Origin of the sequence: Halobacillus karajensis, from assembly GCF_900108515.1 — a bacterium.
In the GTDB taxonomy this organism is placed as follows: Bacteria; Bacillota; Bacilli; order Bacillales; family Halobacillaceae; genus Halobacillus; species Halobacillus karajensis.
In genome coordinates, this window is sequence record NZ_FNWW01000016.1 from 1 (window position 1) to 24,346 (window position 24,346).

The following is a 24,346-nucleotide window of genomic DNA, read 5'->3' on the forward strand; positions in this document are numbered from 1 at the left end:
TTGTTTCTTAAAACCTTAATCAATTTGTCAATCTGATCCATGGAAAAACCATCAATAGACCGTTGGTCTACCCCAAGGGTTAGAGCACCATCATTTTTACTTAAATTGTCATAAGCAAGTAAAAAGAAATCTGGATTGTATAATTGACGATAGAGTCTTTTATATTTATACGCATGGTCAAGACTCTTTCTTTGCAGATTGCTTAATACTACTTTTGGACATTGCATAGTGCCTTTCGCACCTCCCCAATTTAGTAGTAAGCTGACAGACTGCTCTCCTTCGCCTTGTACTAGGTTTTCCCTAGCTCTGACTACTACGAGAGCTCCGTTGCCTTATCAGATATTCATAAGCCATACTTCTTGACCGCGAGGTCTTGAAGTTCTCCTTAATAGCCATTGTTAGTGGCATTCTGACTTAGGCAATCCCCATTTAGTAAGCAAGGAACTTGCCTGCATGATATCGGATGCGAGTTTCACACGTTTCTTCCATATAGAAGTGGGCGACAGGACGACCTATTCATAGAGATGACATACAATACCTCTATGATTCCTGTCGAGTTTCGTATATAAGCACCTTCCGAAACTAGTTACGGTGGCCTCCCTAGTGCTATCGTTCAAGCAGTTTAGCTTTCATCCTTATTCATGCGTCATATCTTGCCGTTCAGTCGTGGCTTAGTGCTTAGCCAACTTACGGCTTTCTTGACATGCTATTGTCCCCTTAAAGTTTCCTTTCAAGGTCAGTCAAGTGATACTAGGTCATTAGGCCAGACCTAACGGTTTGCAATCTACCGTGTTTCCTTGCCCCCTTATGGGCGCACAATATCCCCATAACAAGCTCCTGTTTCTGCCGACTCAGGTCGAATGCAGGAATACATGCCTGTTTGCTTCAATTCCTGGTACTTCATTCTTGAAAATTCGATCGCTAACTCTTTGCTGTATTCTCCATTGTTGTGTTCGTTTGCGTAATCAATGAATCCTCCACCGAATAGTGATAGGTAAGGTTTTGAATTCTTCTCCACCTTTTCCCCCACTTCACACCGTACATGAGACTTTCACCTCATACGGCGTTCCATCTAATATTCGATGTATCCAAACATTCAATGAGATTGACCATGAGCTTGTCTGTATAATTTATTGCAATGTCTTATCTTGCTTTCTGATAACTGATATTCTCCAAAGAGATGTTCTAACTTTTCCCTTGTCTTATGATGTATGGCAATATGAAACTCCTTCAAAATTATGATTAGGTTGTCAAATGCGTCGCTTCCATGTAAGTATAAAGGAATTTTATGATGACATTCCCAATCAAACAGTCCTAGCTCTTGTCCACTTAAAGCACACTTTCCATACTGTGCGACAAATTTTGAGATGCGATTATCGTTATATTCTACAGAACGAAAGTTCTCGTAGTATCTCTGGACATGTCTTAGAACTTCCTTATTGACTGCTTTTAAGTTATCATGAAGTTTTTCTCGCCCCGTAGGGGTGTAGGAACATACTTCTTGAGAAAAGTTAATTGCATATTTATGACGCCAAGCATGTATGGGAATAATCACCATATTATGTGCCTTATACCACTTAGGGTTATAACGCCAGTATCTCTTCTTTAGTCCATCTGTCATATCAGATTTTTTAGCTCGTTTCCAATCTCTTCTTAGCCTGTTATATAACGTTTTGGTTAAGTGTTGACTTAGGTGATCTAAATCTAGGTTTATATGTGTTGCTACCTCATAGTAATTGTGAATCCCCATCACTACTGTATTGTAGTGCCATACTGATTCGGTTGATTGTTTTGTCCTTATATTCTTGATAGCTTTCTTCAACTTAGTATGAGCTTGAAGACGTGCCTTAGGACTCATTCGACTATGAGCAACAAACCCTTTTCTTTTGGATTTGACCTTTATTGAGAAGCCTAAAAATTCACTACTTCTTTTTCTCAAATTAACGATTTTTGATTTTTCTGGACTAATGGTCAGCTTTAGTCTTTTTTCAAGAAAATCTTTGGTTGCATGATAGATTTTTAATGCACTTGGGTAGTCTCGGCAGAGGATCTTCGCATCATCTGCATAGCGTATAAGATAACACCTTTTGAGATTTACTTTGGAGTCTCTTAATGCTCTTAATCTACCACGTTGAGTAGTATAACTTTTCCTTGTGGAAGTAAATGTTTCCCATTGATTGCTGACCCACCAATCCAGTTCATTCAACACAATGTTGGCAAGTAAAGGACTTAATATTCCACCTTGCGGTGTTCCCTTTTCAGGTTTTCCTTCTCCAATAATTTCGGATTTTATGAGAACAGAGATAATGGAAATTAATTTCTTATCTCTTAGTCCTAACGTCCAGATTTGTTTTAGTAGCTTTCCATGGTTCACATTGTCAAAGAAACCCTTAATATCTAAATCCACACAGTAGTGATAACCATCTGCACGATTATTAATTAAGCTATTAACGCGAGCGAACGCATGGTGAGCATTACGATTCGGTCTAAAGCCATAACTTCTTGGATGAAACTTGGCCTCACAAATCGGTTCAAGAATTTGTAATATACATTGTTGGAAAAGTCTGTCCCATACTGTTGGGATTCCTAGAGGACGTTTGTCCCCATTTGCTTTAGGAATATATACTCGCCTTACTGCTTTTGGTTGGTACCAAGTAAACATTTGTTGAATAGTAGTGGTGACTTCTTCTATTGATAATTCTTTTATTTCTTTAATTGTTTTTCCGTCAACACCAGGGGTGTTACTCCCCATATTTCTTTTTATATTGCGGTAGGCTAACCGAATGTTTTCTTCTTTCTTCATAAGCTTCACGAGCTTATAGAAGTTGTTTCCATTTTGACTTTGCGAATACAGTTGATCGAAAAGGTGTTGCATATCATAGTATTCCGCATGTCGGAGTTTATTTGTTTTCTTAATAAGTTGGTACCTCCTCTGAGGAACACCTTTTTAGTCTCACTAGAACCTTATTATTACTAACAAACAACTATTAAATGGATGGATACACCTTCTTTTTAGACTAATGGCCATCCCTCCACGCTGATTAGACGCTTCGTGGGTACTATGCCATCACTTTCACTACCATAAATAAAAGTTATATTGACACTATTTTCATGCCAATTTTCCTTTTAAACACTTCATAGAGGATAATCTCTCCATGTTGGCAGCTTCCAACGTTCCGTTACTTCTATCTGTACATATACCTTTAGGACTCCCCTTTAAGCCTGTTAGCTTGATATTGCCTGTAACAATATACGGATTTTCATAACAACTAATCTTACTCACCCGCACTAACACCGCGCACGCGGTCTGCACATTTCTATGCAGTAAGCTTTTTAGACCTGTACATTCGGAGATTCGTCAGATTCATCTAACCAATAGTTTTTAGAATCCATTCTATCCTTAAGTATTTTATAGACTCCCGACCTATAGGTGACATCATCCACCTCTGGATGACTTTCGTGACAAATTTCATCTTACGGTCACTCTCAGCCGACTTTACCGAGCTTCATACATTTACAGTTATTATCACTGCTTCACGCATGTCGGAGTATCAGAGGAAACCCTTATAGGCGTTACCCTATCATTTGATTTCTTGAAGTAACAGTTCTCTTCGACCATAAGAAGCCGAAGGCTTAACCTTTTCAGTTAAGAACGTTTCACACAGTTATAAGCTTGGAGGGTTAGCTTAATATCTCCCCCTGCTTTCTCCAGCATTTCAGAGAAGTATCGGATCCCGACATTAATACTTCTTTCAGGATCCTCTATCGTGTTTGGAGGTAGACCGAGAGACTCACTTGCTTGCATCACATCATCAAGACGTCCACCAGATTCCTGCATCGTTTTGGCCAAGAGAAGCTCCACATACTTGGACACCCCATACTTTTCAGCATATTCTTCAAACAGAGGACGGTACTCTTCTAGTGCAGCTGAAACTTGCGCTGTTCCATTTACCATATCAACGGACCTCATATCCTCACTGGAGGAAGACTTTTGATAACCGATCAACCCTGTAATGACGGAAGCATACAAAAGCATTTGTAGAGGGAAAAGAGCTACCAGAATACCAATCAACCAAAGCCATACTTTCCGAGGGACTAACCCCAGGAGAAGGGACCAAGGCATCCTTATGCACCTCCTCCAAACAAGGCTAATTCTTCGTCCGATACCTCTACCTTGAAACGAATGTTTTCAACCGCACGGATGCTTAACATCGTCTCCCCTGTTTGTAGGTAAGGGATATCTTTTAATTCACTTTGGCTTAATTGCCCCATGAATATTTGCTGCATCATCTCTAAGTTGTTACTATCCTGTTGCATAATAATCTTGTATTGGGTCAGTTCAAAAAGCTTCTTGATCTCCTCTACCATGCTTTGATCCGAACCCTCAGGAACAAAATCGCGAATCGTATGACTCGCATAGAGAAGACCGCCAAAATACTTTCTGGCCTCACGACTAAACTTTGTTAGGAAATCAAGAGCACTCTCACTTTTCTTCTTTGTATTAATAATGTGGTGAGCTTCATCCATCAAGATGAGATATCGTACAGCGTCTTCAAAAGCTAATTCTCCTCGATTATAAGCACCAAACTGAGGAGAACCGTTCGTTAGCATGGAGTCCCATAAGAGGTTGAGTACATTAAACAATTGTGCCTGGAAAACCTCTGCCCTCATTTGAGATAAGCCCCTCAGTGTAAAAGTGACAACCTGTTGCTCATCGAAATGTTCAATGGTTGATACTCCATTAAAAAGATGCGCGTAAGTTTCTACAAGGTTCCGTATGTTTAATTCAATACTTTCCAGCCGTCGTTTCCTTTCCTGACTCAACTTCTCCCTTTGCTTCCCTTCCTTGATATTTTCATAGAGTTGTTCTTCAACAAAGGCAAGAAAATCCGTGAAGATAGGATACTTATGGACGGCAAGATTGGTTATATTTGATTCTGAATCGTCGTTCCATAATCCAAGGTTTTCATAGAGCTTTCTTAATAGATTTTCATATTCTTTCAATTCACTATCATTCGCTTCAGGTGCTAAGAATTTATAGAACGTCGTCAGTTTCGATAAATGCTGAGTAAAGGACGTATATTCATCCTCTGCCGTTCGATACACCTGCAAAGGGTTGATGACCCCATCTGAACCATCGAGAGCAATCTGCTTCCCACCTAAAGCTTCCGTTAACTCCACAAATTCTCCTGTGACATCAAACGTCCGGACCTTATATCCTTTAATCGCATTATCCAGCATTATTTTCTTAAGCGTGGTGGATTTTCCTGCTCCCATCGCTCCGACCATGACTCCGTTATAACTCTTACGCTGCTGATCTCTATGAAAAAGATCAAAGACGACGTTTCCTCCGGTGAGTGTCGTGCCATAGAATGTACCGTAAGGATCGTTTAAGCTAGTAAAATGAAAAGGAAAGCCACCTGCTAACCCTAGTGCGGGTATCGGATGACCTTCCCTCTTGTTTCGATAAGTGGATTGTTCGGTATAATTCGTGAGTAGTGATTTCCATTCAAATTCCTGTTCGTTTAAGAAGATGGATCCTCGAAAATTCTCGTCCTGTAACGTCGATAAGACCACTTTCACTTTGTCTTCCAGCTCTTCTCTTGTTGGGGCACTTACATAATGCCTAAGATGAACGCGTTTTATGATTTCTCCTTCTTCAGAGACCTGATTATATAGCTGCCGCAAATCATCATAGTTATTTTGCGCTTCAATAATCCCTGCATTATCTTTTTCATTAATCATTCTGGAACTCTGTTCAGCCATCCCTTTGTTCAAACCATCTCGGACTTTGTAACGATCGTCAGAGACAATATCCATCGTAGTAATGACATTCTCCATATTGAAAATAGGCTCTAACCAAAAATCCGAAACATTTTTAGGGAAGGAATAGACATGGACACAAACTTCATAACCGTCTCCTTTCCGGGTAAAGGCTTCGTGAAATTTAACTCCTCCTTGCGGTTGGATATGGGCCAGTAAGAAAGGGTTATATCCTTTGTCTTGTGTTTCTTCGGCATCACTTTTCTTTTTTAGAAATGAGAACATTCCTTAACCCCTCTTTTCTAATTTAGAATTTTGATTGTATAGCTTATAGAGCAAATCAAGCTTCTTTTCATCGTTTAACTCAATGACCGGAGCGACTCGACCAAGATAGCGCCGACAATTGTTTCTATACTCAGCAAGCTGTTTCAGGCTAATCGCGTAAATATATAAATAAAATTCTCTATTCGTCCGGTAGGTCTCTAAAAAATGCAGCTCCTCTCTTTTTCTAATTAAAAAGCGCTCATATAGGGGCGCTTTGTTTTGAGCAATCTTGTAATTAATCGCATCCAGTTGTTTTTTCATATTAACTGGAAAATTCATAGATACGATCTTGATATCAGGCGCATATGATTGAAAGAACTTGGCCATCTTCATGATGTCGTATTCAGTTTCTTGGGTAGATGGCGAATATATGTCTTTACTATGAAGTTGCATCACGTCCATGTAGCCCCCATCTCCTTTTAATTGAAAGGATCCTTCTTCGGTCATGTCCTGAATGGGAAGAATCTCAGCTGTAGATGGAGTGGCCACCTCTCTCTTTTTCTTTTTAGCGTTCGATCTTTGCTGCTTCTTCTTTTTCTCAGTAGTTTTTCGTTCATCAAAAAGAGCCATTTTTTCGGAACTCTCTTCTTTAAAGAAAGGGTGGTCTTTCTTATTCCTCTTCATTTAAAGCCCTCCCTCCTATGACACTTATGGTTATCTGGCTTTATTTCTTTTCCTGCTACTTCTTGAACCAGGTCAAAAAGTACGCCGACCGTCTCATGCTCCCATCCAGACAACCACCGAATCTTCCGTGCTTCTATTTTTGTTAAGTCTCGTCCAAGCTGTTCTTCAAGAAGTGCCTTAAACTTTTGAAACGCATATTCTTCGTCATTAAACTCTTCATATTTGATTCTCATCCTTACCATCCTCTCTTTCCTTTTTATCGATGGCACAATAAGCAATTCGGTCCCTTGTGACAGCTAAGAACAGGGCTTTAACCATTCGCAGTTTTGGGTTCGTCTTGGGTCGGATTAACCAAGCAACCATCAATAAGACCCAAAAGATCGCATAGTACCAAACGAATGAAGAATGAACGACATACCGGAATGTAAAACCTATACCGCCCAGGATGAGGACCACAAGTAAGTCCGTAAGGTAAAATAGACGGTTGATCTTCAACTCACTTCCAATTTCAGATGGAATCTTGTATTGCAATAAAAACACTCCTTCATAACAAAACGCGGACCAAGTTAAGACTCAGGCCCGCGTTTCTTAATTTTATTTATCCAGTTCTCCGTAGTGTTTCGTGATAGGTTATATGTCCGTTTTGCACTCTGAATCTTAGGATTATGATTGAATCGCTCACCCATGCGATCTTTCATATAATTCCCTATCGTTCGCTGCTCTGTTCTATTTTGATTTGGCATAGGAATATCATCTGTACTTTCTGGAGCTTTTACATCGGATATTTCTGTTTTGGTGCTTGCTGCTATTTGATCTGTTCCCTCCTTAGGTTCATTATCGTTCGCTATACGTTCGCTTCCTTTTTCACTACTACCTATATTTCCTTGTCTATTTTCTTTCATAGGTTTATTAGATAAAGGTCGCTCATAGCTGTGATTCTTAGATGGGGCCTCCAACCCTCCTGGGGAAACATCTTGTGGAGTGACCATAGAGGACCCCTTTTCCGAAGATGCTTGTGATTGCACCTGATTTTCATGGGTAGATGGATTATTTGTTTCTTCAGATCTTCTGGCTTCCTTTCCTTGCAAAGAACCTTTTCGGCCCTTCTGATTGGATGTCATTGGACTTGGCTCTTGCTTTTGCGGGTTTCCTTGACTTCTATTTCCTTCTTTTGAAGAGAAACTAGATGATGATTCACCTTTTCTATTTGTCTGTGCTTTTCCTTCACCTTTGCGCCCATAGATACCAGCGACTGCTCCAGCTGTCCCGGCACCTGTATTCATCAAGGCTGAGGCTCCACCACTTGTAATAGCTCCTGCAGCTTTCTTCACGGGAGGTCCGAGCGTTTTAGAAGCTAGGTAACCACCCATCGCAACATGCCAGGCATTTTTCAATCCAGCATCAATTCCAAAGAGCTTCTGTACGATATTAGGACCATCAATGACGGCCAAGCTTCCTGCAATCAAAGCAATCAAATATCCAAGTCCTTCAAGATTATTATTTATAAAGGTTGTGTAATACATATACACACGTAAACTTAAGAAAATCATGATAAGAGAAGCAAAAATGCTTCCAATATTCTTAATGATCGCTTTCAATCGCTGGCCCGTGGATATATCCGAATACGCCATAATTAGCGCTACGATATGATTAAAGCCAAGCTCAAAACAGAGCTTGGCTACTTTAATGGATATTAATATCATAGTAAAAGCCATAACGGATAGGGTTACAATGGCAGTAAACCAATCCACATGCCACCTGTAATAATTTTCTGGAAGGAAATCAAACAGACCACTTTTTCCTAACTCAACAAGCCCTTCTTCGCCATTTGATTCTAATCCTACCTTATTCATTAAAATTTCTTTCCCTTTAGATGTCAGTTGATCTCCATTTGCTTTTTCGAATTCCTTAGTCATCGTCTCATTTATAGAAATTTTATCAATGTTACTAGGAGCAACATGGTGCTGGTTTTCTATTTCTGGGTCTTCCCATCCATATTCATCATAAACAGAAATATCTGTAATATGGTCTTCCATTACTCGATCAGAGGTGGTAAAAGAATCTGTTTGTACTTTCGCTACGTCCATTGCATCTCCAGTAAAGTCATTCACTTTCCCCATTCCAAAAGACAACAGAGTAATTGTCATGATGGATATAAATAGGTTCATTGGAATGTCAGATCTATTCTTTTCTTTATTAAAGATTAATCGAAAGCCGATCATTCCCAATGAGATGGCCAGCAGAATATAGAGAACAGGCTGGATGGTTTCGAGAAAGTTAGTCACGGGATCGCTCGAAAAGAAGTCAGTTAAGGTTAAGACCTGATCAACCATTCCTTCCAAACCATCAACAATCATTTTCAAGAATAATATCGTTCCCCACCCTACAATCCTTAACCCAGATGTGAAGATATTATTCGTTGATAAGACTTCCGAAAACCTTAACAATATCTCTAAAAGCTCTTCATCGGACACTCCATCACCACCTTTATTATTTTATTTTCCCATTTCTCATCCCTGCTCCACTGGTGTTTCCTGTTCTTCAATTAACTTATCTATTTGTTTACGAATGTGACTATACACTTGTCGGTTAATTTCTTGATGATCACCTAAAAGCTTTAAGTTATAAAGAAAAGCTTCCATAGGTTCCTCATTCATTTCCTCCTCACTGTGTTCTAAATGAGGAGCAATTTGCTGATGGATAAGTGAAATTGTGCTTTTATCAAAGAACTCTCCGACTTTTTCCTTCCTCCACCATTCCGTAGATTGTTCTGAATCACTGAATGGTCCATTTTGCGATTGATTTTCCATATCCTCTGCCGCCTCGTCTGTCTGTGCTTTATTAGAATAGCCAGTTTGGAAATCAATAACTAATTCTGCTGGATGGACATGGCGGTGTGGGGTAGAAATCTCTTCTTCCGTAATCGATCGCCCTGGACGGAATTCTGAACTAAGATAAGTGTGAGCATATTTCATACTGTATTTTCCTGTATTATAAATAGGAAAGGCACGAATCTTTCTTCCTTTCTTATCACGACGTAATAGTACACGTCGCACTACCGTATCTCCTTCCTCCAATTCCTGCAGTTCATTGGCGGTTAGAAGATCTCTTCCTTCCGTACTTTCCGTTTTCGACTTATCCAGTGAAAAAGTAGATCCAGACCGTGTTTGAGTATTTAACGTTTTCTTTCCTAACTTGGAAGAAAAATAGGAAGCAGAATCATAGTCAGCACTCAATATATAAATTTCATTCCCACAGTTACCACGTATGGTGGCTTGCCCATCTTCTCCATACAGATCTTTTAATTGAGCATAGGATTGAACAACTAAGTGAAAGCGAATGTTTCTTCCCAAACATACCGTGATTTTATTTTCCATATCTGCTATCGCAGGCATATTTCCAAACTCATCTAACATAAAGACCACTTCTCGCAAGCATTTTTGTCCTTTGGCAATGGCTGCATTTTTTGATAATACATAATACATTTGGCTAACGAAAATAGACGGAATAGCATGAGTAGACGTATCATAATCGGGTGTAACCATAAACACAGCAATAGGCTTATTGGAGTAAATAATTTCTTTTACTTCCATAGTGCCGCTAGCAGAAATATAAGAGAAGGAAACCTTGCCCGTTTCCTTCTCTACTTTATCAATCCGAATCGTCGAGCTATCCTTTTGAACTTCTTTATCTTTTGAAGTACCAGGAGCCGAGTCTTGAGAAATAACTAAATGATCTCCAGCTTCTAATGAGGTTTTAAAGTTAATGGTCCATGTCCCACTCTCTCCTGATTGATTGATTTCAGTGGCTCCATCCGGGAAAGAGATCATTACTTTGGAAAAAGGGCGACCTCGCCCCTTAATACTTTGACCGAAGCCCATTCTTTTTAAGTCTAAAGAGTTTTTTGCTGTCATCTTAGCTGTTTCACTCATTGTAAATTTCGTCAATCCATTCATCGCTGTCGTAAAAATGCTTGATCGAGTATTACCTTTGGAAAAATTACTCGTTGCATATTGACCTTTCGCTACATGTGATTGGGGTAGTTCTTGGAAAAATTGATCCAATGCATTGTATTCTTGACCATCTTCATCCATCTCATTTCTAGTCCCTAACTCTGAGAGCATGTTAGCGACCGTGTACATCGTAATTTTTTCTTCCATCCCTTCGGTTATGCTTTTCTCTGTAACCGCAAGGATCATAGCATTCACAAGGGATTTAGCTGAATCATCCCACATAGGTTCTTTAGCATTAGGATTGTGGTAAAGCATATGAGTAATGGTTTCGCAAAGCGTTTGAGCTGTAGAATAATCCCCATCCTTATAAGATTGTTTAACTAACTCCAGCAAATTGAAGCTCATGCTTTGCATTGGATTCATTAAGTTTAAAACCTCAACCTCATACCCTCTTCTCTCCAGCGTCTCCCGGCTAGAAGCAAATAACTCCCCTTTAGGGTCATTGATGACTAAAGAGGGCTGATGTTCAGCACGGGAGTAAGCATCTATGGTTGGAATAACATAGGTTTGACCCTTACCACTCCTTGTCGTACCAATAATCAAATTATTGACAGGTGACGGATCAATAAAAGCTTTGTTCCCTTTTCTAGATAACACAGGACCTCCTTGACCTTTATATGGTTGCTTTCGATCAGGAATGGCCTTGTACTGTTGTTGAATTTCATTTCTCGTTGCAAATCTCTGAGAACCTTTTTCGTCCGTACCTACGGGTTTAAAGTTACTTCTAAGTTTGTAAATCATGTGGGCTATGCCGACAAGACCGATTAAGGCCGCTATTCCATAGTAGAGAGGCTGTTCCTGCATATGAAAATCCGTCAAAAATGAAGCTTTAATTTCTATTGGTTTACTGAATTCTGGGAAAGTCTTTAAGGTTGACCACATGGCATCTCCCAGATTCCATAGGAAAGTACTGACCAGCATCGTGGATATAAAAAAACAGATGCTTAGTAGAATAAGCACCTGTTTTTTAGCAATGACTGATTTCAAATGAATCACCCTCTTATATATTGTTCTTTTGAATTTCCAGATCATCTTGTTGTTCTTGAAGCGAATCAATTTTAGATTGATTTTGACCTTCTGACTTTTTCTCTGTTTCTATTTGGCTGTTTATTTTAGTCAACTGTTCCTCAATTTCTTGATACTTATTAATCTTTTTATTCAGTTCATCGTCTTTCGCTTCACTGGCCATCTTTTTTGCATCTTCCAATTGATCAAGCCTCAAATAAGCGATCCCCTTTTGTTTATACAGTTTAGGAGACATCGCGATATCTTGAATATTCACCGCCTGTTTGTATTCCCCATGATGAAAGGCTATTTTAAATTCACCCAAAGGACTTGGGTAAGCTTCTTGAAAGGAAATCAATTCTTCCAGACCATGAACTTTCATGACTTGCTCAGCCAGTGAAGAAGTGCTTTCCTTTCCTACATACTGCAAAGCTTGATCATACTTTTTAAGTTCCACAAGAAAATGAAGCAATGTTTGGCGTTCCGATTCCGTTAAGGTTTCCATTCCTTGTAACTGATCAACAGCTTTTTTCTGCTCACCTCTCCAGTAACCTTCATAAGCCGTTTTTACATTCTCCATTTTTTCCAGCTCTTGCGTCGTGGCTTTTAGGTCTTTGCCTTGATTGCTTAAAAGTATAAATAGAGTAATGGATGTAACTATGGCCATCATTAATGTAGTGCTGACAACACTCACAAAAATTTTGCCACGCTTACCAAGTTGCTTCCAACTGGATTTTTGTACTTTCTTCTCTTGCAATACTTCTGTCATATCAATTTGATAAGATGCTGGTGTATTAGAAGTTAATTGTTGAAGAAAGACATCCCTTTTTGTTTCTTCATTTTTATTTTCCATGGGCAACTCTAAAAGCTTTTGACAAACATGGTCATAAATATTTGATATCCCTTCTGCTCCCATTTCATATGATCCGTTGTACAGCTTATCTCCTTCTTCATTAAATATCATAAAATCAAGCGTAATTGGCTTAGCATTTTTCTTTTTTAATTTAGTATCCAATTCTGCCGTTAGCAAGACTACTTCCTGGAAGGAATAAGGGTGAAAGCTCGAAATTTCACCATCCATTTTTGATGTGAATAATACCCTCATGAACCTACACTCCTTTAAAAGATCACCTGACTGTCAATGTATTCAGCGATAGCTGTAGCTCCCATTAGAACGACAAGTCCAACGGCACCACCAATGAACCACACAATAGAGCTTTGGCGGCCTCTAACTCCACCCCATATAAGATGGTAGGCTCCTATACCAAAAGCAATGGCAGCCGAGATAATACCCAAAAGCTGCATGGCGGTTAAAATTGATGCCCCAGTAGATTGTAAATTACTAATGGCAGCAAGCATGGAATGATCTGCAAAGTACTTCATTAAAATCTCCCCTTATTAAATATTTTTGTTCTTGTTTTCTTCATCCACCCCTTTGTAATGGAGCAATGACTTCATAACGACATCTTGGTTTTGTTGAATGTAGTCTTGGTGCTTTTCATGAAGCCACTCATTGTAAGAAATGTCTTGAATGGTCAGCAGCGTCTGAACTAAGTCTTTTGATTGCTTAAGTTCACGATTAGTAACGCCCATTAACATTCACCCCCTTTCAAGGTTTTCGTCCATAAAAAAAGAAGCGACCTATTAAAAGATCACTTCTATCACGATTAATTATTTTTTATGAATTTTTCTAATGCATCTACTTTCTCACCAGTTGAGGAATAATCAACATCCCTCAGAGAAACATACTTTTTCAAAATTCCATTTTCATAAAAACCTAGAGTCTCAAATTGAATATCCTTGAGTCCTAAGTCTCTAGGTTTCAAATCCTTATCCAACATTTCATCTGACTTAGCATTAATTTCTTTTACACTAATTTCATCAATTTCTTTCTCTACTAATGAAATATTATCTGTTCGCTCTGTTTTATCTTCCGTATTATTAAGCAATATAAAAGCTTCATCATTGCCTTCAATATATTCGCTTAGTTCCTCTGGTGATAAAGACTCGACTTGACCTGTAGCTCCTTGTGACCCGCAACCAACCAGGATTAGAACTATAACAAATCCAGTCAAACCACCGATCCAACGCTTTGCCATCAGATCAATCTCCTCTCAAGTGATTTGTATAACGATTCTAACACCTACTCAAATATAAATCCATGATTTGGAAGATTATCTTAATGGTTTAAAGATTGTTTTTGGCAAGATACAATCAACCCTATGCAGCATTCACTAATGATTATAGTGTACTGCAAAGCACAACGTTTCTAGCATATACGAAGAACTTTATATATCTAGGTCTTAATATTAAAAGTTTCATCAGTCGTCCCCTCACTTTAAATAGAAAAACCATCGTTGATATAACGCTTATCCGGTCACTAGATGCGTTTCGAGTAACACGCACCCAACACTCATCAACAGCTAGGAAAATTCTGTGACCTTTCTTTTCCTAGCATAGATATGTAGTTTTCAAGGATCTAAATGTGCTATTTAAGCACGTATTAAAATCGTTATATTTACTTAACGGGTTTCAGTTCACTCATAGGGTTTTTACGTTTAGCAATGGTTCTAAATTGACCATCCTTTACAGTTCGAATTCGATAATAGATACTAGACAGCTTTTCAGCAGTACCATAGCGATCCACCGCCCAAATGCCATGCACATTATACCTTTTTCCTTCAAAGGTTTTTACATTGTCAGCTTGTGAAGAAATATCATAGTAAGCAAAGTGCTTTTTATTGGTTTTCAACTTACCACCTCCCATGTTTATGGCTCACCAGCTACTCTAAACTTTAATTGTTCTAATAAAACATTTTTCGCTGAGCGTTTTCCTTCCCGAATAGAAGCTATATCTTCTTCAGAAAGGTTATATCGATCATCAATAGATTCAAGAATATTCTCCCTCGATCTTTTTAGCTTAATCGCTAACTCAATGGTCCGAGCTGTATCATCAATGCTAGGTTGTTTATTTATATCCTGCTTTTTTTGTTCTTCGTGGTTGTTGAACCATTCAGGAATTACTTCCTTTTGGGAAGACCTATTAGTTACTGAACCATTTCTATTCTTTTTAATTTTATATTCCACCTCTTCTGTCTCTGCTTCTTCTATTGTTCGAATTCCTTTATTGATCCAAGACTGAAGAATACTCTTCGCATATCCCCACGTTGGTTTATTACGGTCCAACGAGCGCCTCATAGCTTCCAAGATTAATGGTTCTCCAAGGTCCTCACTCCAGCTCACTATATCTTCTGAAATTTTAGGACGTATAACGCCAAAGTTGTTTTGATAAAATTGAATGGGACATTCCATCTGTTCTGAAGTAGTAGTAGTAATAAACTCTTTTACATTCTTAACTTCTTTAAGTTCTCTTCCATTCTTGTATGTGTCTTTTTGCTGTCTATCTGATGGTGAAGTGTTGTTCTTCTGCTGGTTATATGGTGTTGTTCTGTTGTCATTATCCTCATCGTTTGATTGATAAATTGCCCAGTTATCAACGGTTATGACACTATATTTGTTGGTGGATTGTATAGAAATAACTCCATCTTCTTCGAGTATTTTCAAGTAATCACGAACAGTAGACTCATTCATATTCAATTCAGAAGCAGCTTTCTTACGACCAAATATAAACTGTCCAGGTTCTAGTTTTACACTTTGCCTCCCTACCCTTGATTCCGTACTTTTATGACTTGACTTTGTAAGACAATATATGAAGATTTTTAGCATCTTTTCATTTTCAAAAATTTCACTATGAAGGATTTTCCGATGAAGCTTCAGCCACCCTTGCATTATTTCACCTTCCTTCTATACATGGGATAATCAGACGACATAGCCTTTAGATTTTAAACAGGTGTGGTGTTTTTCCCATATTTTCAACCAACTTATATCGTACTCATCACACAAAGTTGCCAGATACACAGTAGAGAAGTGAACTACACTAGCCATTATATCTGCAGACCTATGGATGTCTTGTAAATCCATAGAGTGGATACTATATAAGTCTTCTGTCCATTTCACTTGAGAAATGCGTTTAAGTGCTTCCTTTAACTCTTTCTCTAATATCAATTGGAGAAAGTATTTATCGTTATTGGCTCTAGGAATACTATCTAACTGTGTAATCCCCCATCCGATATATTCATTAACGGCTTCCAGAGCTAGCCATGGACTATTATATTTTTCGATAAAGTATTTGGTGGTTACAGGGGGGATCTTCCGTTCTCCTCTTTCTTGCTTAGAGATATACTCCCTAGATTGAAACATATCAATTGCCAATTGCTGCTGTGTTTTATTAATACCCTTTCTCTCTGCTCTCATATAATTTGCAGACTTACTATAATTAATTGAACTCCCCCCTTGTTTTGTACCATCAGCTATATTCCGGTTAATTTATGATAGATTTATAGAGTTATATCACACCAAATCTTCTTTCTGGTGCTGTTTTTTCGGAGATCTCAACATGATCTCTAATCCAACTCATTACTAAATCTTTAGGATAAAGTGTTCTACCTCCAACGTGAATCTTTGGAAAGTCTTCTCGCTTTAGAATATGAGCGTCTAATGACTGTACACTTACATTAAAGACATATTCGGCTAACTTAGTTCGGTCCAATAAATATGGCAACTCTGCTTCTCTTTCGACATCTTCTTGAGCCTTTTTTGCAATATCATAAAAGATATCGTACACCTTATTATTAAAATCGGCTTCAGGTTGTAATTTTGCTTCAAACAATTAAATCATTTCCTTTCTTCAATTAGATTTTAATACTTCAGAACTAAAAGTATGATTTTCTTGTACTTTTTGACCGAATAAATAACGGATATCTTTTCCCAAAAGTTCTGATAAACGAATAGCTACTTTAAGAGTTGGTGTTGAATATCCATTTTCCCAATTAGCTACACTTTGTTTTCCCTTATACCCCAAACATTCAGAAAGTTGATTTTGACTCATGTTAGCTTTAATCCTTGCTTCTTTCAAACGTCTATTTTTCATTATTTCACCTCCCTTGTATGAATAACTTGTACTTAAAAGTATATGTACAAGTTACTTGTATGTCAACAGATAAAAACAAGATTCTTGTACTTTAGTTAAAAACATCAATAAATAACTCTAAAGATGGTACAATAATCTTGTACCTAAAAAAGTGAAAGGATTCTAAAAATGCTCTCACAAAGACTTAAATATTCTAGAAAAACCAAGGGACTCACTCAAAATGAATTAGCAAATAAGATTAAAACGACCAAGGGTACAATTAGTAACTACGAAAATGATTATAGTACACCTTCAAATGAGATGCTTATTAGTCTTGCTAATGCATTAGATGTGAGTGTTGATTATTTATTAGGTAGGTCTGAGACTACAGTAAACCAAACAAAAGAAAATGAATACAATACTATCAATGAAATAAATAAGCTCATGGATAAGTATGGGATTGAAGATGCTGCATTTTTCGATTTAGAAAAATGGAAGGCTATGGGGCCGGAACAAATTCGGGAGTTGGAAAGTTATTTTCAATATCTGTTAAGAAAGTCAAAAGAGCTTGAAGAGGAAAACAAAAAATAGAGCGTATCTGAAGACACGCTCTATTACTTCAGGCGATTTTTATTGAAACCACCCTTTACTAAAGAGAATTCTAAATTAATATAAATATAAAACTTACAGACATGTTCTGCGTTCATTTATTTGTTCTCAGCGTCCAAGAAATTTACTCCCCAACCATACCATCTCCATCATTATCTCTCATGTATTGATATAACCAATGATCACTCGTAATCGGCATACTGAAACCAGCATCCTTTGCTTCCTGGATCGTCACCTGACCATTGCCATTCGTATCAACGCTAGAAACGTCCCCTTCCTCGGTGGAGCCGGTGGAATTGGAGGAATCGTCATTAGTTAGTCCGAGTGATTCATTCACTTCGTCTGGATTTACATTGTCGAAGGTATCGATGATTTCATTGCCATGTAACGTGTAAGTATATTGATAATCGGAAGGAATGTGCGTTTTCGTATCAGGATAAGTGATTATTGCTTCAAAATTTGTAGCGCCCCCTGCCTTCCGTATAGCATCTTCCAAGTACGCTTGATCCCCATGCCGGTTCAGGGTGCTTTCTTGTGGGGTAATATTATATGCGTTAGAAACCCCTCCTAGAGAGTCGGCAATGATATGCCCTTCATCTAACTTATCACTTTCGACACCAGGTACTTTTGCTTCGTCTGAGAAGTATCTGCCGGATGATAAGACCGGTTCCGCACTATCGTCCTGCAGAATGATTTCATCAGCCACGACTTTCACTAACTGTCCGTACTCATTCGTAAAGGCCCAGTACTCCCTGTCTCCGTAACCTATATCTACTACGACATTAGAGGCTCGATCTCCACTGAGGTCCCCACCATCTACTTCCAGTCGTTCATATCCTGAAAATAGGTCATCCTGTGTTTCGGTTGAGTCTTCCTCTGTGGGTTCCTTCTCAACAACAGTGCTTTCTTCTTTTTCACCACTAGTAGTGGTATCAGCAGATGAATTTCCTTCTTGTATATCTGTTTCTCCGTCTGATTCATTATCTTTCGTTGCATCATCTGTGGTTACTTCTTGTGTTTCTATTTCCACCTCTCCTTCTGAAGTGGCTGGATCTTCGGCATTGGTGCAACCAATCATAAAAAAGATCATCAAAAGTAAAGTTAAATAGTTTATTTCCTTTTTCATTTTGGACACTCCTACATAGTTTTTCCGCTCTGTACCTTCATTCATTAAATTCTAATTAAACTAACATGTCCTACTTTTTTTATTATACATTTGTAGGCAAAAAATTAAGTTAATCGCTTTTTATTTAACACAATTCTAGATCTAATATTATTTTACAGTAAATGCTCATTTTTTGGTGTTTTTTTACTGAAAAATACTGCCCATTAATAAAAAAGCGATTGCTCTTATTGAACAATCGCCCCCAATTCCGGAAGACTTGATTTCGAGATATTGAAGCAGATTTTCAACTAACGCACCCGTTAGTTTATGTGTTATTTATTACAAACACGTGATATTATACAGGCAAATAGACAGACAAATTAGTAAAAATGGGGAGGATCGAAATACATGGACAAGGAATTACCTATTGGAATAAAACATGGATGTTTTACTATAATCGGGGGTTTTGAAGAATATCAAGAAAAAGTCATTAAAAAACGAATTGAACGCTTAGAACAAGACAAGCAAAAGTTTATAAATGGGGGAAAAAATCCTAATAATAATTTTGAATCAGTGGATACTTTTGATAAATGGATACAAGAACGTAAGTCAGTAAAGAAATACAAATGTCAGTGTAAATGTGGAAGAATAGTTTATTTAAATGAAAGGGAGTTATTTTTCAAGAGATGGAGAGATTGTGAAGGACTTGGAGAGATAGGAGAACAAAAAAAATGTGCGTTAAAGCAAGAGCGTATTAAAAAGAGATTGGCTTCATATCCCAGAGTAAAAGACGAAAGCTATCATATTGATTATTTCAATACCATACATGAATCATTAGAGATATTAGAATGTATTAATGAAAATTACGAGGGGAAAATCATTACACATGACAAACGAAAAAAGAGAGGTGGCGAAGTTATTGTATATAAATTATATAAATGTCGTTGTTATCTGTGTGGAAAAGAATATGAATTTAAATCATCAGATTTTGAGATAAAAATCGATGCATACGGGTCTAGAGCGTTAGATGGATATTATTGTAATGCTTTTTGTGACTGTCATAACATTTCATCGTTTCAATGGCGAACTATAAAAATATTGAAAGAACATAATATAGCATATAGAGTTGAAATTGAGTTTCCAGACTTATATGGTGTAGGTCAAAAGAAATTGTTGCGTTATGATTTTGCTATTCTCGGTTCAGATAATAGCATTAAATGTCTTATTGAGTGTCAAGGTGAACAACATTATAAGCCTGTAGTTGAATTCGGTAGCGTTTCACAATTCGAGTCTCAAGTAAAGAATGACGAATTGAAACGTGCCTATGCCAAGTCACATAATATACCTTTAATGGAAATTCCTTATACTCGTAATACATACGATAAGGAAATAGAATTTCTCAAAACTGCTGAAATTATTTAATCACATATTTTCAGGTATTGATTTGAAAGTATATAAGACACTTCGGTGTCTTTTTTTATATTATCATCCATTTTCCTAGTCACAACTATTTCTTCCACTAACTTGACCCGATAGTCGAATAAGAAACAAGGATTGCCGCAGCAACCCACTTTAAACTTAAGCCCCCGTTTACGGAAGACTTGATTTCGAGATATCTTGTATCAAATAATAAATTAACGCACCCGTTACTTTAAGTACATTTTTTATAAAATCAGTACAAAAAGATGTTTTTTGAATGCACAGTATCGTTGTACTGTGTAACAAGAAATCTGAAAGAGAATTTCATTTATAACCCCTAGCAATAATTTCAGGATTACCCTTCTCTAACGCAACTTGTAGGCTATGCTTATAAACATGCTTTTTTTCTCTTATTTTTGAATCACGATTTAAGGATTTCCGATAGACAAACTTTTGTTTCATCACATTTTTTCGTTGATTATAATAAAGAATAAATCTGGTTAATGGTGCTTGCTCATTGGAATTTCGCCATATAATTTTGAAGCTCTTCATTCCTTCCCACTCTTCTACACTTAGCATTTTACATAATAAATTTAATTGCAATAAGTTAAATTCAGCATTAATGTTAACTTCTCTTGAAAGAATTAATTTAGTTTCATCGATAAATGGTTCCTGAACAACAGTAAAAGTAGTTATTGTCCTCAATTGGTGTATAAATTGCTCAAACGTACATATTGGAAATCTAGTTTCTAGAAAGTTTTCAAAATCTATTTGTTTGACGTGCAAATTCAGTTTATTTAAGTGATTTTGGATTTGCTCCCAAAAGTCTCTATAGGTTTCTCTGATCGGATACACATGTTGATGTATCTTTTTTAGATGTAGAGCTAATTCTTTCTTTTGTATCCGAACTTGATCATAGTTATCCTCGCTTGCTAATAGGTATTCCTTTGCAACGATACTGGATAATAACTTCGTTACTATATCTCGCACTTCCATACTTTCCCCATCTAAAATATTCATCTCACAATAACTTTCCATTGTTTTAGCAATGTCTAAGTTTTCTTGAATTAGATCCCCTGTACTTATAAAGCCAGAATCAACATCATATAGCTTCCATAAGAATCCATTATATATTGCTATATTTTTTATTAGTATCTCGTTATTAACTTTTTCTAAATAGTCCCGCGAGTGTATACCTCTATGGAACTTCTTAATAAACCGCTTCATTCTTTTCTCTAATAGCTTTACATTATCCGCTTCTTTTATAGTAGTTTCATTATTACCGGAGGGTGGGGGTTCCTGCTTCACATCTATCGGTTCCTCGCTAGTGTTTTGAAAATGTCGATTCAGTGCACGGATTAAATTAGTAAAGACATCTACCCCACCAATAACCCCATAAGATTTTCCTGGTTCCTCCGTAGATACATAATAATCTTCTAAATTATCACTAATGTGTTCCTTATCCCCACGTAATTCTGCTTGTTGGTGTATGTTTGTAGAGCCCCTTTGTTGATTCGCTTGTTCAATATCGTCTTCTGTTAGAATTAACCGATTATTCAAATCATCTAGCAAACCCACAAGTGTTTGATACTCTTCCATATTTGAATCCTTTTCTAAATAATGGTATGGCGAATCCTTCATATTAGCAAAGGTCTTCAACAACATCTGGGTATCATGATACCAACCAACACATTCTAGAACTTGATTCGGTGTTGTAATCAAAATGTCAAAAGTTTCTTTTAATTTGTCTAAATTACGGTCGAACACATACGTGTAGTAGGATTCAACCTGATCGATCTTCTTTCCTTGTTCGGCACAAACATGAATCTGATCGATTGGTATGGTCGATTTTAGCTTTATGGTCAGCTTGTTTTGGTCCAATACGCCCTCAATAAATTGAATCGTTTGTTTTTGCTGTTCCTGATTTACCTCTTCCGGCATAAGTTCAAACAAATCAGTTAAAGGAACAAAATTAAATTCTTCGTCAAAAAAAGGATCGAACTTACCCTTTGGTCCTTTCTCCGCAATAACCGCTTCCGTATTACCGTCCGCACTTGTTTGTAACAATGCCTGGCGACTACAGTTGGCACTTCCATATACAATAACCTCTTCCTGTTCACCAATAAATCGAAAAACTTTTCCATGATACCTTTTATGATTATCCTCTGTGAAATTCATTTCATACAAATCAAACCTCGAATCATCCTTTTTAGTTAATGGGAAATTCGTAGTTTTGTTTTGTAAATAGATGGAAACCTTTTCAGGGTTATATTTTTGCTGCCAATGATTAATAACTGCAAGGGATTGATCAAAGTATGGTGTCATGCAATCAATTCGTTTAATTACTTCTGGTAAGATCTCACTTAATTGATCTTGTATTGACCTCTCAAGATTCATGAACATCGATAGTGCATTATTTTCCCGATTAAAGTTATTTAAATAGTAAAAAGTCTGTAGTTGAGCCATCAACTCTTCCATCAATTTATTATTACTTGGCTTCGTTTGCCAAAACATGCTTAAAGCAGCATTAATGATGTGAAGGTGATCTTTATTTCTTCCAACCTCATAGGTGAATACGTTGAATAATTCTTTGTTCGTTATAAATCCAGAAGGGGTTAAATTGCCACTACCAATAATCAGCTTTGCCTTTTTTTCACCTAATAATAAATACACTTTTGGATGAAAAGCATGTTTAGTTTCCATTGGTGTTACCAGATAACTTTTTCCGAGTTCGGTGATATTTGGATGTTTCACCGACTCTTGTAAACTATTATGATCAATAAACAGCCCAATATATGTACAACCATTATCTAACAAATGACGCAGAATCATCTTTTCAAAAAAAACTAAATCTGTGGAAAAGGATGAAAATAGTGCGACCTTGTATCCGTTATGTTTCAACTCTTCTAGTATGTTAATCTTATCCATTTAGTTTCACCTCACCTAAAGGTGTTACATGATAGACGCGCTTTTTTTGCGTAATTAAGCCAAGGTCTTCTAAAATGCTCAACCCTTGATATACACGAAACGTATTATATACAGGGGTATCTTCGGCAATTAGGTATAGCTTGCCATTGTTCTCAGTAAAGTGATACGTCTCATTATTAGTCGTAATCATTTTATTTAAAGCAACTTTTTGATGTTGATCAAGAATATAATAATTTAAAATATAACTAATAAACTTGCTTACTGGTTTAGTCTTGTGTCCTTCTATCAACGATGTCCAACTTTGAAAAGAAATACTATCTCTTCCACCAAGGCGAAGCAATTCATAGTGAAAATCCTGAAAGTCGGCTCGATTTTGTAACCGCAGATTTACATCTAACATGATTAGTAAGGGCTGCCACAGATGATTTTTCACACTTTTTTCTTGTTCTTCCATATGTTTGAGAAATGTTTCTCGCCTATCAAATGGAAATGAAAGATCATTTTCCAGATCTTTAACCGTCTGTCGTAAATCATAGCCCTGATCACTTAATTCCACTAACACCGCAGAAATTAGTTCCGCTTTTGTGTATACTCTTTTGGACATTTTATCTAAAAGATACGCCCATATATTTAGGAGACTATAAGTGAAAAATTGTCTCGCCTGATAAATTTCCCAACCAATAGCAACTTCGTTCACTCCAGCTTGTAAGTTTATTTTATTATGATAAAAGCTATCATACATGTGATGTTGCCAATCTTGAATCGATACTTTCTGCCCGTTAAAGTGGTTAATTAAAATCATATAATAAAGAAGTGAATCTCTCCGCCATTCCCCTTTTGGACTTTTGGGTTGCTCTGGCATAAACATGTTTGTGAGTAGTTTTCTATCTTTTGAGCAAGCATCTAATGATGCTAAAGCAGCAACTTTGCCATATTCAACTAAGACTTCTCTTGGGACATTTTCATCTTGCTTTCTATGTGTTTTATAATACGTAGTATCTTTTACGTTAAGCTCAAACGAATCGGCTAACTCTTTTCCAAAAGGTGTTAACCTATCAATGTTAACACCTTTTTTTGCATCACCAGCTTTGGTGACCCCCATAATCTTCATTACGTTTCGATACGTCCCATATCCTCCAAATGGATCCTTTACATACTTTGTATCAACAGAAAATCCCTGTTGATCCGAATTCCATACTTTATATCCATGGGTACTTCCAATCACACTATTAATAGTTCCTTCTCGTTCTTCAGCTTCTGCAATGTTTGCTAGAATATAATACCATTCTTGTTTTTTTAAATAGGTTTTAAAATTTTGTACTGACTTTTTATCCGGCACATTTTCAATAAAATCTTTCAGTACCCATGCGAAGAACGACCAATACCTCGCCCTCGGGGTAATACTTGTAATTCCAGATTGCAATGTATCCGCAATTGAAATCCCAACATAAAGAATCCCCAAATGGTCTTCCCCATTAATCGTCCTGAAATTATTTGTTGTCCACCTTGGGCCTTGTGTCATTTGTACAGTGGTCACCTCTCTATATTGTAGGAAAGTAAATCTATTATAATTTTAGCACAATCTTG

The 24,346-nt window shown here is 37.2% G+C and carries 23 protein-coding genes and 1 pseudogene; 2 read left to right on the top strand and 22 right to left on the bottom strand.

Annotation, left to right across the window (positions count from 1 at the left end; all coding sequences use genetic code 11):
* From BLW54_RS20870 to BLW54_RS19405, 19 genes and pseudogenes are all read right to left on the bottom strand, one after another.
* A pseudogene (locus BLW54_RS20870) lies at nt 1-227 on the bottom strand (group II intron reverse transcriptase/maturase); the annotation flags it as partial.
* 578 nt (nt 228-805) lie between these two features.
* Nucleotides 806-1,018, bottom strand: a complete 213-nt coding sequence (locus BLW54_RS19320; protein ID WP_074736323.1) for a lysozyme family protein — start codon at nt 1,016-1,018, stop codon at nt 806-808.
* 78 nt (nt 1,019-1,096) lie between these two features.
* Nucleotides 1,097-2,875 carry a group II intron reverse transcriptase/maturase gene (gene ltrA / locus BLW54_RS19325; protein ID WP_074736325.1) on the bottom strand — a complete coding sequence of 593 codons (1,779 nt, stop codon included), beginning with the start codon at nt 2,873-2,875 and terminating at the stop codon, nt 1,097-1,099.
* A gap of 771 nt (nt 2,876-3,646) precedes the next feature.
* Entirely contained in the window at nt 3,647-4,123 is a 477-nt protein-coding gene (locus tag BLW54_RS19330) for a lysozyme family protein (RefSeq protein ID WP_244153552.1), read from the bottom strand.
* A 2-nt stretch (nt 4,124-4,125) separates the two neighbouring features.
* Nucleotides 4,126-6,048 (bottom strand): VirB4 family type IV secretion system protein, encoded by a 1,923-nt coding sequence (locus tag BLW54_RS19335; protein WP_074736327.1) that lies wholly within the window; start codon nt 6,046-6,048, stop codon nt 4,126-4,128.
* 3 nt (nt 6,049-6,051) lie between these two features.
* Nucleotides 6,052-6,711 carry a TraC-like domain-containing protein gene (locus BLW54_RS19340; protein WP_074736329.1) on the bottom strand — a complete coding sequence of 220 codons (660 nt, stop codon included), beginning with the start codon at nt 6,709-6,711 and terminating at the stop codon, nt 6,052-6,054.
* Nucleotides 6,708-6,944 carry a hypothetical protein gene (locus BLW54_RS19345; RefSeq protein ID WP_074736332.1) on the bottom strand — a complete coding sequence of 79 codons (237 nt, stop codon included), beginning with the start codon at nt 6,942-6,944 and terminating at the stop codon, nt 6,708-6,710. The genes BLW54_RS19340 and BLW54_RS19345 overlap by 4 nt, the downstream gene beginning before the upstream one ends.
* Nucleotides 6,928-7,251 carry a DUF5592 family protein gene (locus BLW54_RS19350; RefSeq protein ID WP_439330205.1) on the bottom strand — a complete coding sequence of 108 codons (324 nt, stop codon included), beginning with the start codon at nt 7,249-7,251 and terminating at the stop codon, nt 6,928-6,930. Before BLW54_RS19350 ends, BLW54_RS19345 begins: the two co-directional genes overlap by 17 nt.
* A 26-nt stretch (nt 7,252-7,277) precedes the next feature.
* The gene (locus BLW54_RS19355) at nt 7,278-9,185 is read right to left on the bottom strand and encodes a pLS20_p028 family conjugation system transmembrane protein (RefSeq protein WP_074736336.1); all 1,908 of its coding nucleotides are present in this window, start codon (nt 9,183-9,185) and stop codon (nt 7,278-7,280) included.
* 36 nt (nt 9,186-9,221) lie between these two features.
* Nucleotides 9,222-11,711, bottom strand: a complete 2,490-nt coding sequence (locus BLW54_RS19360; RefSeq protein WP_074736338.1) for a VirD4-like conjugal transfer protein, CD1115 family — start codon at nt 11,709-11,711, stop codon at nt 9,222-9,224.
* Nucleotides 11,712-11,724: 13 nt separating this feature from the next.
* The gene (locus BLW54_RS19365; protein WP_244153553.1) at nt 11,725-12,744 is read right to left on the bottom strand and encodes a BAR domain-containing protein; all 1,020 of its coding nucleotides are present in this window, start codon (nt 12,742-12,744) and stop codon (nt 11,725-11,727) included.
* 104 nt (nt 12,745-12,848) lie between these two features.
* Entirely contained in the window at nt 12,849-13,112 is a 264-nt protein-coding gene (locus BLW54_RS19370) for a hypothetical protein (protein ID WP_035541924.1), read from the bottom strand.
* 15 nt (nt 13,113-13,127) lie between these two features.
* On the bottom strand, nt 13,128-13,322 hold the full coding sequence (locus tag BLW54_RS19375; protein WP_074736342.1) for a hypothetical protein: 195 nt from the start codon (nt 13,320-13,322) through the stop codon (nt 13,128-13,130).
* A gap of 74 nt (nt 13,323-13,396) precedes the next feature.
* Nucleotides 13,397-13,828 (bottom strand): hypothetical protein, encoded by a 432-nt coding sequence (locus tag BLW54_RS19380; RefSeq protein WP_074736344.1) that lies wholly within the window; start codon nt 13,826-13,828, stop codon nt 13,397-13,399.
* Nucleotides 13,829-14,247: 419 nt separating this feature from the next.
* Nucleotides 14,248-14,481: a hypothetical protein gene (locus tag BLW54_RS19385; RefSeq protein WP_244153554.1), complete on the bottom strand. Its 234-nt coding sequence runs from the start codon at nt 14,479-14,481 to the stop codon at nt 14,248-14,250.
* 17 nt (nt 14,482-14,498) lie between these two features.
* Entirely contained in the window at nt 14,499-15,518 is a 1,020-nt protein-coding gene (locus tag BLW54_RS19390) for a DnaD domain-containing protein (protein WP_074736348.1), read from the bottom strand.
* A 30-nt stretch (nt 15,519-15,548) separates the two neighbouring features.
* Nucleotides 15,549-16,043, bottom strand: a complete 495-nt coding sequence (locus BLW54_RS19395) for a transcriptional regulator (protein WP_074736350.1) — start codon at nt 16,041-16,043, stop codon at nt 15,549-15,551.
* Between the two features lie 91 nt (nt 16,044-16,134).
* Nucleotides 16,135-16,458 (bottom strand): DNA-binding protein, encoded by a 324-nt coding sequence (locus tag BLW54_RS19400; protein ID WP_074736352.1) that lies wholly within the window; start codon nt 16,456-16,458, stop codon nt 16,135-16,137.
* An 18-nt stretch (nt 16,459-16,476) separates the two neighbouring features.
* The gene (locus BLW54_RS19405) at nt 16,477-16,719 is read right to left on the bottom strand and encodes a helix-turn-helix transcriptional regulator (RefSeq protein WP_074736354.1); all 243 of its coding nucleotides are present in this window, start codon (nt 16,717-16,719) and stop codon (nt 16,477-16,479) included.
* A 168-nt stretch (nt 16,720-16,887) separates the two neighbouring features.
* On the opposite strand from BLW54_RS19405, the gene BLW54_RS19410 reads away from it, so the two are divergent.
* Nucleotides 16,888-17,289 carry a helix-turn-helix domain-containing protein gene (locus BLW54_RS19410; RefSeq protein ID WP_074736356.1) on the top strand — a complete coding sequence of 134 codons (402 nt, stop codon included), beginning with the start codon at nt 16,888-16,890 and terminating at the stop codon, nt 17,287-17,289.
* Nucleotides 17,290-17,431: 142 nt separating this feature from the next.
* Here BLW54_RS19410 and BLW54_RS19415 read toward each other — a convergent pair whose 3' ends face one another.
* The gene (locus BLW54_RS19415; protein ID WP_074736358.1) at nt 17,432-18,433 is read right to left on the bottom strand and encodes a DNA/RNA non-specific endonuclease; all 1,002 of its coding nucleotides are present in this window, start codon (nt 18,431-18,433) and stop codon (nt 17,432-17,434) included.
* A 387-nt stretch (nt 18,434-18,820) separates the two neighbouring features.
* Here BLW54_RS19415 and BLW54_RS19420 point away from each other — a divergent pair, with 387 nt between their 5' ends.
* Nucleotides 18,821-19,834 (top strand): hypothetical protein, encoded by a 1,014-nt coding sequence (locus tag BLW54_RS19420; RefSeq protein ID WP_074736360.1) that lies wholly within the window; start codon nt 18,821-18,823, stop codon nt 19,832-19,834.
* A gap of 321 nt (nt 19,835-20,155) precedes the next feature.
* On the opposite strand, the gene BLW54_RS19425 is transcribed toward BLW54_RS19420, so the two are convergent.
* Entirely contained in the window at nt 20,156-22,759 is a 2,604-nt protein-coding gene (locus tag BLW54_RS19425; protein ID WP_074736362.1) for a phospholipase D family protein, read from the bottom strand.
* On the bottom strand, nt 22,752-24,281 hold the full coding sequence (locus tag BLW54_RS19430; protein WP_074736364.1) for a hypothetical protein: 1,530 nt from the start codon (nt 24,279-24,281) through the stop codon (nt 22,752-22,754). The genes BLW54_RS19425 and BLW54_RS19430 overlap by 8 nt, the downstream gene beginning before the upstream one ends.
* Nucleotides 24,282-24,346: the final 65 nt, after the last annotated feature.